This window comes from Kitasatospora sp. NPDC058046 (genome assembly GCF_042885595.1).
GTDB lineage: Bacteria > Actinomycetota > Actinomycetes > Streptomycetales > Streptomycetaceae > Kitasatospora.
Window position 1 is genome coordinate 4,105 of the sequence record NZ_JBHVRS010000022.1, and the last position, 14,186, is coordinate 18,290.

A 14,186-nucleotide genomic window follows, 5' to 3' on the forward strand; every position below is an offset into this window, starting at 1 on the left:
CGGGGGGGGGGGGGGGGGGGGGGGGGGCGCGGGCGGGGGGGGGGGGGGGGGCCCGGGGGGGGGGGGGGGGCCGGGGGGGGGCCCCGGGGGGGGTCGCTCCGGGGGCTGGATGATTTTCAGACTGCCAACCCTGGAGGTGGGGCGTTCAGGCCGTTGGCAGTCTGAAAATCACCCGTCACGCCCCTCTCCGCGGCCACCCCCTGCGCCACCCCCTCCCGCAGCGCGTCCCTCTCGCCGGGTGAATCGAGGGGTGGGTGGGTGGTTGCGGTGGGTGGGGGAGGGGCGGGTGGGTGGGGGTGGGGGAGGTGGCCCTGGTGGGGGAGGCCGGGGTGCGGGGGCTCCGGGGAGGCCGGGGTGCGGAGTGGGGGGCTCCGGGGTAGGGCTTCGGTATGGGCTTTGAAGAGATGTTCGTGCCGGGGACCGGGGCTGGGCGGGACGGGGTGCGGGCGGTGCTGGGCGCGCCCGGGGATGCCGTGATCGGGTTGGACTTCGACGGGACGCTGGCGCCGATCGTGGCGGATCCGGGGCGGGCGCGGGCGCATCCGGGGGTGGTGGGGGTGTTGCGGCGGCTGGCGCCGGTGGTGGGGGGCGTCGTGGTGGTGACGGGGCGGCCGGCCGGGGTGGCGGTGGAGTACGGGGGGTTCGCGGACCTGCCGGGGGTGGTGGTGCTGGGGCACTACGGGGCCGAGCGGTGGGAGGGCGGGGAGCTCTCGGCGCCGGAGGTGCATCCGGGGGTGGCGCGGGTGCGGGCGGTGCTGCCGGGGGTGCTGGAGCGGGTGGGGGCGCCCGAGGGGACGTGGGTGGAGGACAAGGGGCGGTCGGTGGCCGTGCACACCCGGCGGACGGCGGCGCCGGAGGAGGCGTTGGAGCTGCTGCGGGCGCCGGTGGGGGAGCTGGCGGCCGGGCACGGGCTGGTGGTGGAGCCCGGGCGGCTGGTGCTGGAGCTGCGGCCGCCGGGGGTGGACAAGGGGGCGGCGCTGACCGGGTTCCTGCGCGAGCGGGGGGCGCGGTCGGTGCTCTACGCGGGGGACGACCTGGGGGACGTGGCGGCCTTCGCCGCGGTGGAGGAGCTGCGCGGCGAGGGCGTGGCCGGGGTGCTGGTCTGCGCCGGTGCGGTGGGGGACGCGCCGGTGCGGGAGCTGGCCGACCGGGCGGACCTGGTGGTCGCCGGGCCGGAGGGCGTGGTGGAGCTGTTGGGGGCCTTGGCGGACGCGCTCACAGCGCGTTGAGCTGGTCCAGGAACCACTGCTGCGGGGGGAGCGCGGTGGCCGCCGCCGCCAGGCGCTTGGTGCGGTCGGCGCGCTCCTCCGGGCTCATGGTGAGGCCGGCGTGGAGGGCCTCGGCGGTGGCGATGACGTCGTAGGGGTTGACGGTGAGGGCGTCGTCCTTGAGTTCGGCGTGGGCGCCGGCCTCGCGGGAGAGGACGAGGGCGCAGCCGTGGTCGGAGACCACCGGGACCTCCTTGGCGACCAGGTTCATGCCGTCGCGGATGGGGTTGACCAGGGCGACGTCGGCCAGCCGGTAGGCGGCGAGGGAGCGCGGGAAGTCGTCGTCGACGTGGAGGATCAGGGGCTGCCAGGCGGGGGTGGCGAACTCGGCGTCGATCTCCTCGGCCAGCCGTTGGACGGCGGCCGTGTAGGCGCGGTACTCGGCGAGGTCGGTGCGGGACGGGTAGGCGAAGGCGATGTGCACCACCCGGTCGTGCCACTCGGGGCGGGTGCGGAGCAGGTGCCGGTAGGCCTGGAGGCCGCGGACGATGTTCTTGCTCAGCTCGGTGCGGTCGACCCGGACGATGGTGCGGCGGTCGCCGACGGCCGCGCGGAGGGCGGCGAGGCGTTCGTCGACGTCGGGGCGGTGGGCGCGCTCGCGCAGGAAGTCGGCGTCGGCGCCGAGGGCGTGGACGCCGAGGCGCGTGGTGCGGCCGTCGACGGTGACGGTGAGCGCGTCGTGGTCGACGGTCGCGCCGAGGAGGTCCTCGCAGCAGGCGGCGAAGGCGCGGGCCCAGCGCTGGGTCAGGAAGCCGGCCCGGTCGGCACCGAGGATGCCGGTGAGGACGGCCCGGGCGACGTCGTCGGGCAGCATCCGGTAGTACTCGGGCGGGGCCCAGGGGGTGTGCGAGAAGTGGCCGATCCGCAGGTCGGGGCGGGCTTCGCGGAGCAGGGCCGGGACCAGGGAGAGGTGGTAGTCCTGGACGAGGACCGCGGCGTTCGGGGCGGCCTCGGCGGCGAGGGCTTCGGCGAAGGCCTCGTTGTAGGCCCGGTAGGCGGCCCATTCGGTGCGGAAGGCGGCGTCGAAGGAGGGCGCGGTGGGGGTCGCGTAGAGCAGGTGGTGGACGAACCAGAGGGTGGAGTTGGCGACGCCGTTGTAGGCGCGGGCGAAGGTCAGCGGGTCGATGTCCAGCATCCGTACGGCCTGGCCGCCGACCTCGTGGCCGGCCAGGTCGAGGCGGCCGTGGGGTGCCTCGGCGGCGGCCCTGCGGTCGGAGTCGTCGAGGGCGGCGCAGACCCAGACGGCGTTCGGGTCGTCGATGGCGGAGAGGCCGGAGACCAGGCCGCCGCCGCCGCGGCGCAGGGTCAGCGTGCCGTCGTCGGCGGTGCTGAAGGACACCGGTCCCCGGTTGGACGCCACCAGGACGGGGGCGGTGCCGGTCACGCTCGAACGGTTGGTCGTGAGATCGCCCATGGTTGGCATGTTGCCGTGGGGTCGGCGTGGCAAACCCGTGCGGCCCGTCGAAGAGAGGCCCTAATGGTGGGCGGCGTACTCGGGGAGGGTGTGGATCGGGGGGCGTTCGAGGGCGGTCACCGGGTGGGTGTGGGCGGTGAAGGCGCGGGTTTCCGGGTCGCGGGTGAACTGGGTGAGGTGGGGGTGGACGAGGTCGGCGGAGGCCTTGAGGCGGTGGGTTCGGTCGAGGCGTTCCAGGGCGGTCCGGTAGATGGTGGCGGCCATCCGGCCGAGGGCCTGGCCGTCCTGGTGGCGGTGGTGCCGGACGCCGACGTCCACCTGGGCGAGGGCGTCCAGGCCGGCCAGCTCCAGGGCGTCGACCAGCAGGCCGAGTTCGACGCCGTAGCCGGTGGGGAAGGGCAGCCGTTCGAGCAGTGAGCGGCGGGCCGCGTACTCGCCGCCGAGCGGCTGGACGAAACCGGCGAGTTCCGGCCAGTGGAGGTTGAGCAGGGGGCGGGCGACGAGTTCGGTGACCCGGCCGCCGCCGGCGGGCAGGACGGCGCCCTCCGACTCCAGCGGGCGGTCGTACATGGCCTTGACCAGCTGGATGGACTCGTCGGTGAGCAGCGGGCCGACGATGCCGGAGACGAAGGCCGGGTCGAACTCGCGCAGGTCGGCGTCGACGAAGCAGACGATGTCGCCGTGGGTGACCAGCAGCGAGCGCCAGAGCACCTCGCCCTTGCCGGGGACGGCGGGCAGCCGGGGCAGGACGGCGTCGCGGTGCTCGACCCGGGCGCCGGCCTCGGCGGCGACGGCGGCGGTGGCGTCGGTGGAGCCGGAGTCGACGACGACGAGTTCGTCGACGAGCGGGAGGCGTTCCATCAGCTCGCGGCGGATGGTGCGGACGATGTCGCCGACGGTGGCCTCCTCGTCCAGGGCGGGGAGGACCACGCTGACCGTGCGACCGGTGCGCTCCTTGGCGTCGAGCAGGGTGCGGACCGGCCGGTCGGCCGCGCTCCAGGAGCGGCGGCGCAGCCAGGACGCCGCCTGCGGGAGGAGCGCGGGAGTCGGTTCGGCGGGCACGGAGATCTCCTCGGCGAGGTCGGTGGGACGGGTCATCTCGCTTGGCGGACGGTCCCGTTCAGGTTTGACGCCTTCGGATACAGTCTTCGTACAGCGGTCGGACCTTTGCACGCCGGGGTCTCCGTTGAGCACCACCACAATTTCACAAGCTCATCCAGAGGGACTGAGGGAACGGCCCGTTGACGTCCCGGCAACCTTCTCGCGCGGCTGTCTGTCGACAGGCCCCGGCGGGACAGGTGCCAATTCCGTCCCGTGTCGCGACCGCGCCACGGGGAAGATGAGGAGAGAGGCCTCGCCATCATGGCTATCGACACTGCCGCACCCGTTTCCGTCGACCTCGGCCCGGCCGCCGCGCTGTCCTGTCGCGAGTGCGGCACCCGCTTCCCGCTCGGCCCCAGCTTCGCGTGCCTGGAGTGCTTCGGCCCGCTGGAGATCGCCTACGAGTTCGGCAGCGAGGGCGCCGAGGAGCTGCGCAAGCGGATCGAGGCCGGTCCGGCCTCCATCTGGCGGTACGCGCCGCTGCTGCCGGTGCCGGCCGACGTGGCGTCCAAGCCGAACCTGAACCCGGGGTGGACCCCGCTGGTGAAGGCGGACAACCTGGGCCGGGAGCTCGGTTTCACCGCCCAGCTGCACGTCAAGGACGACTCCGGGAACCCGACGCACTCGTTCAAGGACCGGGTGGTCGCGTGTGCGATCGAGGCGGCCCGGGCGTTCGGCTACACCACGCTGTCCTGCTCCTCCACCGGCAACCTGGCCGGCGCGGTGGGTGCGGCGGCGGCCCGGGCCGGGTTCCGGTCCTGCGTGTTCATCCCGCACGACCTGGAGCAGGGCAAGGTCGTCATGGCCGGGGTGTACGGCGGCGAGCTGGTCGGCATCGAGGGCAACTACGACGACGTGAACCGCTTCTGCTCGGAGCTGATCGGCGACCCGGCCGGCGAGGGCTGGGGCTTCGTCAACGTGAACCTGCGGCCGTACTACGGCGAGGGCTCCAAGACGCTGGCGTACGAGATCTGCGAGCAGCTCGGCTGGCGGCTGCCGGAGCAGATCGTGATCCCGATCGCCTCGGGCTCGCAGCTGACGAAGATCGACAAGGGGCTCCAGGAGCTGATCAGGCTCGGCCTGGTCGAGGACCGGCCGTACAAGGTCTTCGGCGCCCAGGCGGAGGGCTGCTCGCCGGTGTCGGCCGCGTTCAAGGCCGGCCGGGACGTGATCAAGCCGGTGAAGCCGGACACCATCGCCAAGTCGCTGGCGATCGGCAACCCGGCCGACGGCCCGTACGTGCTGGACATCGCCCGCCGTACCGGTGGCGCGGTGGAGGACGTCACGGACGCCGAGGTCGTGGCGGCGATCCGGCTGCTGGCGCGGACCGAGGGGATCTTCGCCGAGACCGCGGGCGGGGTGACCGTCGGCGTGCTGAAGAAGCTGGTCGAGACCGGGCAGCTGGACCCGGCCAAGGAGACCGTCGCGATCAACACCGGCGACGGGCTGAAGACCCTGGACGCCGTCTCCGATTCCGGGATGACCGCCGTCATCCGCCCGACGCTGGACTCGTTCCGCGCCGCCGGCCTCGTGTCCGCCTGAACCACCCGATAGGCCCCGCCCCCGCTAGGAGAGTCATGAGCGCCACCGTCCGCATCCCCACCATCCTGCGCACCTACACCGACGGCGCCGCCGAGGTGACCGCCGAGGGTGCCACCCTGGCCGAGGTCGTCGCCGACCTGGAGAAGAACCACGCGGGCATCGCGGCCCGCATCCTGGACGACACGGGCAAGCTGCGCCGCTTCGTGAACGTCTACGTGAACGACGACGACGTGCGCTTCGCCGAGGGTCTGGCGACCGAGATCAAGGACGGCGCCAGCGTCTCGATCATCCCGGCGGTGGCCGGCGGCTGCTGAGCCGACAAAGCAGAACCCGCGGTCGCCCGCGCGTACGGAAATCCGTTCTCCGTATGCGCGGGCGACCGCTCGCATTCCGGCGGGAATATTTCCGGGTCGAGTCGGAGTAGAGTGTGGCTCGGCTGGGAACAGGGTTTCCCTTTCGGCCCCCGCAGTGCTCGGCCCGGGGGCGTCCGGCCGCCGGGGGCGGACCGTGAAACATGTCAGGCAGATGTCAGAATTCGCGCGGGCATTTGAGTAATTCGTCCGCTATGTCCGGCGTGGAATGCCGAGATTATTCCGATTCGATCCGTCCTGTCCCTTGACGCCTTGGCGGAATTACCGGCGGTTGGCCCTGTTGCAGAGGGCGTCGATCCGGATACATTCAGCGGCGGTCGACGCAATCACCCGCTCACCGGAGGCCGCCCGGCGTTCCGCGCGGATGGTTGCGGCGTGCACGGCTGCGCCCAGGGGGGGTTCCCCGGGCCGGCCTTCAACCAACCCGGGCCCGCGACCTGCGGGCACGTGAAGGGCCAGCACAGCACTAGGGGAGTTCGGAATGGCTCAGGGCACCGTCAAGTGGTTCAACGCGGAGAAGGGCTACGGCTTCATCGCGGTCGACGGTGGTGCGGACGTCTTCGTCCACTACAGCGCGATCCAGATGGACGGCTACCGCACCCTCGAGGAGGGCCAGCGGGTCGAGTTCGAGATCTCCCAGGGACAGAAGGGCCCGCAGGCGGACATGGTCCGCGCGGCGGTCTGACCCCTTCCGACTCCAGGAGCTCGGCGCGGCCCTACGGCTGGTGACCACTCGCTTCTCGACGGGCCCGTGCGACGCGTGTCGTACGGGCCCGTCGGCGTTCCCCGACGCGGCTCCGGCGGGGCTCCGGCGGGGCTCCGGCGACGGCTCGCGGATCGTCGATTGGGCTTGCACTCGACCACCCGGAGTGCTAATCATTGGCGTTAGCACTCACAGCGTGAGAGTGACAGCGGACCGGGTCGGTGAGGCCCCCGGGAGCGGTAGGGGAATGGACCCCCGCACACCAGGGCCGTCCGTCGCGGGCACCCCTTGGTCCGAGCAGTCGACCGTGTCCCGGAGGACCACTTCAGATGGCCAAGATCATCGCCTTTGATGAGGAAGCTCGCCGCGGCCTTGAGCGTGGCATGAACCAGCTCGCCGACGCCGTGAAGGTCACGCTCGGCCCCAAGGGCCGCAACGTCGTGCTGGAGAAGAAGTGGGGCGCCCCCACGATCACCAACGACGGTGTCTCCATCGCCAAGGAGATCGAGCTCGAGGACCCGTACGAGAAGATCGGTGCGGAGCTCGTCAAGGAGGTCGCCAAGAAGACGGACGACGTCGCGGGTGACGGCACCACCACCGCCACCGTGCTCGCCCAGGCCCTGGTTCGCGAGGGTCTGCGCAACGTCGCCGCCGGCGCCAACCCGATGGCCCTGAAGCGCGGCATCGAGAAGGCCGTCGCGGCCGTCTCCGACCAGCTGCTGGCCCAGGCCAAGGACGTGGAGACCAAGGAGCAGATCGCCTCCACCGCCTCCATCTCCGCCGCTGACACCCAGATCGGCGAGCTCATCGCCGAGGCCATGGACAAGGTCGGCAAGGAAGGCGTCATCACCGTCGAGGAGAGCAACACCTTCGGTCTGGAGCTCGAGCTCACCGAGGGCATGCGCTTCGACAAGGGCTACATCTCCGCCTACTTCGCCACCGACCTGGAGCGGATGGAGGCGACGTTCGAGGACCCGTACATCCTCATCGCCAACTCCAAGATCGGCTCGGTCAAGGACCTGCTCCCGCTGCTGGAGAAGGTCATGCAGAGCGGCAAGCCGCTGGTCATCATCGCCGAGGACGTCGAGGGCGAGGCCCTGTCGACCCTGGTCGTGAACAAGATCCGTGGCACCTTCAAGTCCGTCGCCGTCAAGGCCCCGGGCTTCGGTGACCGCCGCAAGGCCATGCTCGGCGACATCGCCATCCTCACCGGTGGCACCGTGATCTCCGAGGAGGTCGGCCTCAAGCTGGAGAACGCCGGCATCGACCTGCTGGGCACCGCCCGCAAGGTGGTCATCACCAAGGACGAGACCACCATCGTCGACGGTGGCGGCGACAGCGAGCAGGTCGCGGGCCGCGTGAACCAGATCCGCGCCGAGATCGAGAACAGCGACTCGGACTACGACCGCGAGAAGCTCCAGGAGCGCCTCGCCAAGCTGGCCGGCGGCGTGGCCGTCATCAAGGCCGGCGCGGCCACCGAGGTGGAGCTCAAGGAGCGCAAGCACCGCATCGAGGACGCCGTCCGCAACGCCAAGGCCGCCGTCGAGGAGGGCATCGTCGCCGGTGGTGGCGTCGCCCTGCTGCAGGCCGGTGTCGCCTTCGACAAGCTGGAGCTGGAGGGCGACGAGGCCACCGGTGCCAACATCGTCAAGGTCGCGCTGGAGGCCCCGATCAAGCAGATCGCGACCAACGCCGGCCTGGAGGGTGGCGTCGTGGTGGAGAAGGTGCGCAACCTCCCCGCCGGTCACGGCCTGAACGCGGCCACCAACACCTACGTCGACCTGATCGCCGAGGGCATCATCGACCCGGCCAAGGTGACCCGCTCCGCGCTGCAGAACGCCGCCTCCATCGCGGCGCTGTTCCTGACCACCGAGGCCGTCATCGCCGACAAGCCGGAGAAGGCCGCCGCGGCCGCCGGCGGCGGCATGCCGGGCGGTGACATGGACTTCTGATCCTGATCGCTCCGATCGGATCGGCTGGTTCCTCGTCCGTGTGGGCGGCTCCCTTCGGGGGGCCGCCCACACGGCGTTCCGGCGTCCGGAAGCTCCGGGGCCCGGGCGTTCGGACGTCCGGCGTTTCGGCGTTCGGGCCGGTGGACGGAGAATGGACGGATGGCTTCCGACGACATCGAGACTGCCCTGCACAACGCGCGGGCACTGATCCTGGCCGACCTCACCGCGCGGGACGTGGCGGACGCCGCCGTCGTCTCGCTGGTGGAGCAGGCCGTGACGCACCGCCGCTGGTGGCTGGAGCAGTGGCCGGACGGCACCGAGTACGTGCTCGGGCTGGTCGCCCAGGACGTCCAGGACGCGCTGCTGGAGGCGTACGGGCGCTGGCCGCTGTGCACCGGGTGCGCGGCCGACGGGGACCCGCACGCGCTGAGCGTGGAGCCCGAGCTGGGGCCGGAGCCGCACTGGGTGTGCGGCAAGCAGGGCGCGGTGGTGGCGCCGGTGGGGAAGCTCGCCTAGCCCGGTCGGCTCGGGGCCGGGGGCGCCTTCCGGGGGTGGTGCGCGGGTGGGTACGGTGCGCGCATGAGGCGCTGGGTGTGGGGTGTGGCGGGCGGGTGCTGCGGGCTCGGGCTGTGGTGGGCCGTACTGGAGGCGGCGGGGGCCGGCCACGACGCGTGGTGGGCCGTGGCCGGGCGGGTCCTGGCCGTGACGGGGGGCGTGGCCGCCGCGGACCGGGTGCGCGGGCGGTGGGGCTGACGGGCCTCAGAGGGTGCCGAGCTCCGCGGTCAGGTTGGCGCGGGCGGCCGCGGTGAAGCGCTCGCGGGCGGCCGGGGTGCGGTAGAGGTCCGGCAGGGCGAGCAGGTGGCGCAGCACGGCGGCCCGGCCGGCCGCGAAGTCCGGCGCGGGGACGAAGCCGTACTCCTCGCGGACGGCGGCCGCGTACGCCGCGTACGCCCCGGGGGAGCCGCCGAGGACGGCGAGGTCCGCGTCGCAGAGCACCTCGCCGTCGCGGTCGCCGGGGACGGGGTCGTGGCCGACGGTGAGCAGCACGAGGCGCTCGACCTCGGCGACCCGCTCGGCGGGCAGCCCGGCGGCGGTCAGTGCGCGGACGGCCAGGGCGGCGCTGCGCTCCTCGTTCTCGGTGCGGTCGGGGCGGTAGACGGCGTCGTGGAACCAGGCCGCGAGGCGGACGGCCTCCGGGTCGGCGGCGTGCCCGGCCAGCTCGTCGACCAGGCCCAGCACCGCGCGCAGGTGCGCGGCGGTGTGGTAGCGGCGCTGCGGCTCCGACCAGCGGCGCAGCAGCTCCCGGCCGTACGGCTCGGGGTCGACGGCGGCCCCGCAGCGGTGCAGCAGGGCGGTCCAGGCGGCGAGCAGGTCGTCGGTGGGCGGGTCGGCGAGCGGGCCCTCGGCGGGCGCTTCGGTGAGCGGTTCCTCGGCGGGCGGGGCGTCCTCGGTGGTCGGCATGGCGACCATTGTGGCGGCCCGGCCGGGTGCCGGACCCGGGGGAGTGGGCGCTGGACCTATAGGTAGGTTGACGATATATGTAGTCGTATGACAGAACGCTCCATGCAGGAGCCCACGCTGCTGCTGCTCACCGCGCTGGCCGACGCCCCGCGGCACGGCTACGCGCTCATCCAGGAGATCGCCGCGATCTCCGACGGCCGGGTCAAGATGCGCACCGGCACGCTCTACGGGGCGCTCGACCGGCTGCTGGGCCAGGGCCTGATCGAGGTCGCCGCCGAGGAGGTGGTGGACGGCCGGGCCCGGCGCAGCTACGCGCTGACCGCCGCCGGCCGCGAGGCGCTGGCCGCCGAGGCGGAGCGGCTGCGGGCGGTCGCCACCGAGGCCGAGCGTCGGCTGACCAGGATCCGGTCGATGCTGCCGGGCAAGACCGGGTCGCAGGGGCGGCCCGCGACGGGGGGAGGCCTCTCATGACCACACCGGTGATCGGCGCGGGGCCCTCCGCGGTGCTGCGGGCCGCGCTCCAGCTCTACCCGGAGCCGTACCGCCGCGAGCGCGGCGAGGAGCTGGCCGAGGTGTTCGCCGACACGACGGCGGCGGGCAGCCGGCCGGCGGTCGCCCGGGAGGTCCTCGGCCTGGCGGTGTACGGGCTGCGGGTGCGGCTCGGGCTGACCGGCGCCACGGCGGCCGGGCGGCTGCTCGCGCTGGTCGCGCCGATGCTCGCCGGGGCGGTGGCCGGTGCCACGTTGGTGGCCTGGGTGACCACCGTGGACCGGATCGTCAACTGGCTCACCTGGGAGGACCCGTACAAGGTCTACTTCTCGTCGCTCTGCGCGCCGGTGGCCGCCGCGCTGCTCCTGGTGGCGGGGCTGCTGGGGCGGTGGACGGCGGTGCGGGGCAGCGCGCTGGTCCTGGGGGCGGTGGGGCTCTACAACCTGGCGGACGCCGTCTGGTCCTCCTCCTTCGACCTGTGGTGGAGCGGCTACATCGCGATGGCCACGCTGCCGCTGGTGCTGGCCGCGCTGCTGCTGGCGGCGGCGCCGACGGACCTGCTGCCCCGGCCGGGCCTGCGTACGGCCGGCCTGGTGCTGGCCTCGGGGGCCGTGGGCGGGCTGCTGGAGGCGGCCCAGGGCTGGGACGACACCACCTTCCCGCTGGACCTGGTGTGGTTCGTGGTGATGCTGGTCGTCCCGCTGCTGCTGACCTTCGCCGGGCTGCGCGGGCGGGTGGCGCCGACGGCGGCGGGGGTGGCGGCGCTGGTGCTGGCCGGGCCGGGCTGCCTGTTCAACATCTGGCGCGGGTCCGGCGGGGTCTCGCAGCTGCTGCCGGCGGTGGGGCCGTCGGTGGCCGCGCTGGTGCTGGTGGCGGTGGCGGTGCACCGGTTCGGCCGGTCGGAGGCGGCCGGGGCGTCCGGTGCGATCGGGGCGGTCCACGGTCCGGCGTGACCGGGAGGTTCGGGGGGCCGTTCCGGCGTGACCGGAACGGCCCCCTGGGAGTTTCCGGGGGCGGTCCGATGTGGCAGGCTGTCGAATATGTCTAGACCAATTTTCGAAGTCATCGCGCTGACGCCCCAGGACGCCCAGGCCGCCGAGTCGGGCGGCGCCGACCGGCTCGAACTGGTCACCGACATGGCCGCCGACGGGCTCACCCCGTCCGTCGAGGACTTCGGCCGGATCCGGGCCGCCGTCGGCATCCCGCTGCGGGTCATGCTGCGGATCCGGGACGGCTTCGCCCCCGGCGACGTGGACGGGCTGTGCGCCCGGGCCGCCGCGCTGCGGGCCGAGGGGGCCGAGGAGTTCGTGCTCGGCTTCCTCGACGCCGACGGCGCCGTCGACCTGGCCGCCACCACGGCCGTCGCCGAGGCGATCGCCGGCTGCCGCTGGACCTTCCACCGGGCGATCGACCACAGCGCCGACCGGGCCGCCCTGCGGGCCGCCGTCGGCGGGCTGCCCGGCCTGGACACCTTCCTCACCTCCGGCGCGGCCGCCGGGGTGGACGCCGGGCGCGAGGTGCTGTCGGCCGAGCTGGCCCGGGCCGGCGAGCCCGGGTACCGGCAGCGGATCCTGATCGGCGGCGGCCTGCGGGCCGAGCACCTGAAGGAGCTGCGGGCGGAGGGCTTCGACGCCTTCCACGTCGGCGGCGCGGTGCGGGTCGACGGCTGGCGGACGCCGGTGGACGCGGCCAAGGTCGCCGAGTGGCGGGCGCTGATCGACGCCTGAGCGCGGGTGCGCCGGTGCGGGCGTTCGTACGGAAGGGCCGGTCCGCGGACCGGCCCTTCCGCGCGCTACCGCAGCTGCTCCGGCAGCGGCTCGCGGTGCAGCACCGTCAGCCCGGAGACCGCACGGGTCAGCGCCACGTACAGCCGCCGCAGGCCGGTCCGCTCGTCCGGCTCCCCGGCGACCACCGCGGCCGGCTCGTCCAGCACCACGTAGTCGTACTCCAGACCCTTGGCCAGCGAGGCCGGGACGAGGGTGAGCCGGGCCTCCGCGCTGGTCTCGTCGCCGGGGGAGAGGTACGGTAGGCTGGCCGCGGTCAGCGCCTCGGCGAGCCGCGGGACGCGGGCGTCGGCGGCGATCAGGCCGGTCGAGCCCTCGTGCTCCAGCGCCTCCCGGCAGGCGGCCAGGACCGCCTCCGTGCCGGCCGCGTCGCCGTTCCCGTCCGTGTCTCCGTTGGCGGCGCCGTCCGCGATCCGGCGGATCGTCAGCGAACCGGGCGCCTCACGGACCGAGGAGGCCGGGGCCAGGCCGGGGGCGATCGCCGGGAGCAGCCGGGAGGCGTACGCGATGACCTCCTCCGGCACCCGGAAGCCCTTGGTCAGCTCCTCGATGTGCGCCTGCGGCTTGCCCAGGTGGCGCAGCGCCTCCGGCCAACTCGCCGTCGCCCACGGGGTGGTGCCCTGGGCGAGGTCGCCGAGGACGGTCGCCGATCCGGTGGTGCAGCGGCGGCCGACCGCGCGGTACTGCATCGGGGAGAGGTCCTGGGCCTCGTCCAGCACCACGTGCCCGAGCGAGGGGGTGCGCTGCACCAGGTCGGTGGCCTCGTCGACCAGGACGGCGTCGGCCGCCGTCCAGCGGGCGGTCTTCACCGAGCGGCCGGGCTTGGGCCACAGCACCGCCCGCTGCTCCTCGGGCGTCAGCACGCCCTCGGCGCAGGCGGCCAGGAACTCCGGCTCGGAGAGCAGCCGCAGGACCAGCTTCGCCGGGTCGACGGCCGGCCAGCACTCCTTGACCACCGCCTTGACGGCGCTGTTGCGGGCCACCGCGTCCTGCACCCGGTCGTCCGGGGCCTCGCCGCCCTGCTCCATCTTCAGCAGCACGGCGTGCGCGATGCGCTGCGGCAGGGCGTCCCTGGCCGCGCCGTAGCGGGTCTCGCGGCCCTTCAACTCCTCGATGATCTCGACCAGTTCGTACACCGGTACGCGCCAGCGGCGGGAGCCGCGGACCACCACGCAGGGCTCGGTGGGCAGCGCGATGCCCGACCGCACCGCCCGGCGCAGCACCTCGGCCATCCGGGCGTCGCCCTTCAGCCGGGCCGCCTCCGGGTCGTCCTCGCCCCTCACCTCGACGTGCCCGACCAGCTGCTGCACGGTGGCCTGGGCGACCTCCAGCTCGCCGAGGGCCGGGAGCACCTGCTCGATGTAGGAGAGGAAGGCGTTGTTCGGCCCGATCACCAGGGTGCCGGTCCGGGCCAGGCGCTCGCGGTGCGCGTACAGCAGGTACGCGACGCGGTGCAGGCCGACGGCGGTCTTCCCGGTGCCGGGCGCCCCCTGGACGCAGATGGTGCCCGTGATGTCCGAGCGGACGATCTCGTCCTGCTCGGGCTGGATGGTGGCGACGATGTCGCGCATCGGGCCGACGCGGGGCTTCTCGATCTCGGCGGCCAGCAGCGCGGAGGCGGAATCGGTCTCGGCCGGGTCGCTGAGGTGCTCGTCCTCGTAGGCGGTGAGCTCGCCGCCGGTGTAGCCGAAGCGGCGGCGGCGGTCGACGTCCATCGGGTCGGTGCGGCTGGCCCGGTAGAACGGCTGGGAGACCGGCGCGCGCCAGTCGATCACCATCGGGTCGCCGTCGGCGTCGTGGACGTGCCGGCGGCCGATGTAGAAGCTCTCGCCGCCGCTGCCCTCGCTCAGCTCCTCGCTGATCGCGTGCAGGTAGTCGAGGCGGCCGAAGAACAGCGGGGTGTGCGAGAGGTCGGCCAGGGCGGCGATCCTGGCCTCGATCTGGTTCTGGAGCACGAGGGCGGTGACCCAGGTGCCGGTCACGTCGCGGATGTCGAGCGACTCGACGTCCTCGCGCATCGCGCGCAGCGCGGCCCGGGAAGCGGCCAGGTGGTCGCGTTCGCGCTGGAGGGGGTCGGTGGTGGAGGTGGCGGGCACAGCGA

General features: G+C 73.7%; 14 protein-coding genes and 1 riboswitch. Of the genes, 10 read left to right on the top strand and 4 right to left on the bottom strand.

The features are described from left to right. The first annotated feature begins 389 nt into the window (after positions 1-389). Positions 390-1,229 (top strand): trehalose-phosphatase, encoded by an 840-nt coding sequence (otsB, locus tag ACFVU7_RS34200; protein WP_375876431.1) that lies wholly within the window; start codon positions 390-392, stop codon positions 1,227-1,229. On the opposite strand, the gene ACFVU7_RS34205 is transcribed toward otsB, so the two are convergent. After that, positions 1,216-2,682 (bottom strand): trehalose-6-phosphate synthase, encoded by a 1,467-nt coding sequence (locus tag ACFVU7_RS34205; RefSeq protein WP_388049046.1) that lies wholly within the window; start codon positions 2,680-2,682, stop codon positions 1,216-1,218. The two genes, otsB and ACFVU7_RS34205, sit on opposite strands and share 14 nt — an antisense overlap. 60 nt (positions 2,683-2,742) lie before the next feature. Next, positions 2,743-3,780, bottom strand: coding sequence for a glucosyl-3-phosphoglycerate synthase (locus ACFVU7_RS34210; protein WP_388049049.1), 1,038 nt, complete (start codon positions 3,778-3,780; stop codon positions 2,743-2,745). Positions 3,781-3,891: 111 nt separating this feature from the next. Further along, positions 3,892-4,028: riboswitch (SAM riboswitch) on the top strand. A gap of 16 nt (positions 4,029-4,044) precedes the next feature. Here ACFVU7_RS34210 and thrC point away from each other — a divergent pair. From thrC to ACFVU7_RS34240, 6 genes are all read left to right on the top strand, one after another. Further along, the gene (gene thrC / locus ACFVU7_RS34215) at positions 4,045-5,325 is read left to right on the top strand and encodes a threonine synthase (RefSeq protein WP_074005446.1); all 1,281 of its coding nucleotides are present in this window, start codon (positions 4,045-4,047) and stop codon (positions 5,323-5,325) included. 35 nt (positions 5,326-5,360) lie between these two features. Next, on the top strand, positions 5,361-5,639 hold the full coding sequence (locus ACFVU7_RS34220) for a MoaD/ThiS family protein (RefSeq protein WP_049652344.1): 279 nt from the start codon (positions 5,361-5,363) through the stop codon (positions 5,637-5,639). A 538-nt stretch (positions 5,640-6,177) separates the two neighbouring features. Beyond that, on the top strand, positions 6,178-6,381 hold the full coding sequence (locus ACFVU7_RS34225) for a cold-shock protein (RefSeq protein WP_030289665.1): 204 nt from the start codon (positions 6,178-6,180) through the stop codon (positions 6,379-6,381). Between the two features lie 347 nt (positions 6,382-6,728). Continuing rightward, positions 6,729-8,351: a chaperonin GroEL gene (gene groL / locus ACFVU7_RS34230; protein WP_049652341.1), complete on the top strand. Its 1,623-nt coding sequence runs from the start codon at positions 6,729-6,731 to the stop codon at positions 8,349-8,351. 159 nt (positions 8,352-8,510) lie between these two features. Beyond that, entirely contained in the window at positions 8,511-8,867 is a 357-nt protein-coding gene (locus tag ACFVU7_RS34235; protein WP_049652339.1) for a hypothetical protein, read from the top strand. A 63-nt stretch (positions 8,868-8,930) separates the two neighbouring features. Beyond that, on the top strand, positions 8,931-9,104 hold the full coding sequence (locus tag ACFVU7_RS34240; RefSeq protein WP_181970643.1) for a hypothetical protein: 174 nt from the start codon (positions 8,931-8,933) through the stop codon (positions 9,102-9,104). A 6-nt stretch (positions 9,105-9,110) separates the two neighbouring features. On the opposite strand, the gene ACFVU7_RS34245 is transcribed toward ACFVU7_RS34240, so the two are convergent. After that, positions 9,111-9,821 carry a hypothetical protein gene (locus tag ACFVU7_RS34245; protein WP_388049051.1) on the bottom strand — a complete coding sequence of 237 codons (711 nt, stop codon included), beginning with the start codon at positions 9,819-9,821 and terminating at the stop codon, positions 9,111-9,113. A 78-nt stretch (positions 9,822-9,899) separates the two neighbouring features. On the opposite strand from ACFVU7_RS34245, the gene ACFVU7_RS34250 reads away from it, so the two are divergent. The 3 genes from ACFVU7_RS34250 to ACFVU7_RS34260 all read left to right on the top strand — a co-directional run bounded on the left by ACFVU7_RS34250 (position 9,900) and on the right by ACFVU7_RS34260 (position 12,028). After that, positions 9,900-10,283, top strand: coding sequence for a PadR family transcriptional regulator (locus tag ACFVU7_RS34250; RefSeq protein WP_049652335.1), 384 nt, complete (start codon positions 9,900-9,902; stop codon positions 10,281-10,283). Next, positions 10,280-11,254 carry a hypothetical protein gene (locus tag ACFVU7_RS34255; protein WP_388049054.1) on the top strand — a complete coding sequence of 325 codons (975 nt, stop codon included), beginning with the start codon at positions 10,280-10,282 and terminating at the stop codon, positions 11,252-11,254. Before ACFVU7_RS34250 ends, ACFVU7_RS34255 begins: the two co-directional genes overlap by 4 nt. A gap of 87 nt (positions 11,255-11,341) precedes the next feature. Further along, entirely contained in the window at positions 11,342-12,028 is a 687-nt protein-coding gene (locus ACFVU7_RS34260; protein WP_049652332.1) for a copper homeostasis protein CutC, read from the top strand. 65 nt (positions 12,029-12,093) lie between these two features. On the opposite strand, the gene ACFVU7_RS34265 is transcribed toward ACFVU7_RS34260, so the two are convergent. Then, positions 12,094-14,181 (bottom strand): HelD family protein, encoded by a 2,088-nt coding sequence (locus ACFVU7_RS34265; RefSeq protein WP_388049057.1) that lies wholly within the window; start codon positions 14,179-14,181, stop codon positions 12,094-12,096. Positions 14,182-14,186 lie beyond the last annotated feature (5 nt).